The 738-nt window shown below is 70.6% G+C and carries 1 protein-coding gene and 1 pseudogene; both read right to left on the bottom strand.

Annotated elements, in window-relative coordinates:
- Positions 1-524, bottom strand: a pseudogene (locus MBEBAB_RS14755) (copper resistance protein B); the annotation flags it as partial.
- The coding region (locus tag MBEBAB_RS14750) for a multicopper oxidase domain-containing protein (protein WP_045319481.1) at positions 521-738 on the bottom strand (218 nt) is incomplete at its 5' end. The pseudogene MBEBAB_RS14755 and the gene MBEBAB_RS14750, both read right to left, overlap by 4 nt.

Here is a 738-nt window from a genome sequence, read left to right as displayed (position 1 = left end):
ACCAAATCCGGCCTCAAGCGATCAATCACGACGGCGGTCGTGCGTATGTCGCCGTTCTCGCGCAGCAGGATTCCCCGCGCCGGCCGCATCGCCGCCTCGCCCCACACGGCGTCGGCCGCGTGAGCGGGGCCGGACAGCGCGGCGGGAGGCGGCGGCGCCTCCGGCGGCCTGCCGGGATGGTCAGCGCTGGTCGCCACATCGGGCGGGCCCATGTCATGACCGGCGTGCGGATCGGTCGGCGTCCCCATGTCGTGCCCGGCGTGGGGATCGGCAGGTGGCCCCATATCATGACCTGCGTGGGGATCCGCAGGCGGGCCCATGTCATGTCCAGCATGAGGGTCGGCCGGCGGCCCCATGTCATGGGCGGCGCGGGGGTCCGCCTGCGTCTCGGCGCCCATGTCGTGACCCGCATGGGGATCCTCCGCCGGCGGCGGGGGCGGGGCGTGATGGTGGCCATGATCCTGGGCGGTGGCCATACCCGCGACGGCCATGAGCGGCGCAAGGCAGATCAGCAGACGGCTCATGCGGCTTCTCCATCGAGGGGGCGCACGGTCACCACATTGAACATGCCGGCGTGCATGTGCATCAGCATGTGACAGTGGAACGCCCAGTCGCCCGGCGCGTCCGCCGTCAGATCGAAGGTGACCGTGGAGCCCGGCGCCACATTGACCGTGTGCTTCAGCGGCTGATGGCCTGAGGGACCACCCGTCACCAGCTCGAAAAAGTGGCCGTGCAGAT

Source organism: Brevundimonas abyssalis TAR-001, assembly GCF_000466985.1.
Taxonomy (GTDB): Bacteria; Pseudomonadota; Alphaproteobacteria; order Caulobacterales; family Caulobacteraceae; genus Brevundimonas; species Brevundimonas abyssalis.
This window is presented reverse-complemented; position numbering and strand designations above follow the sequence as displayed.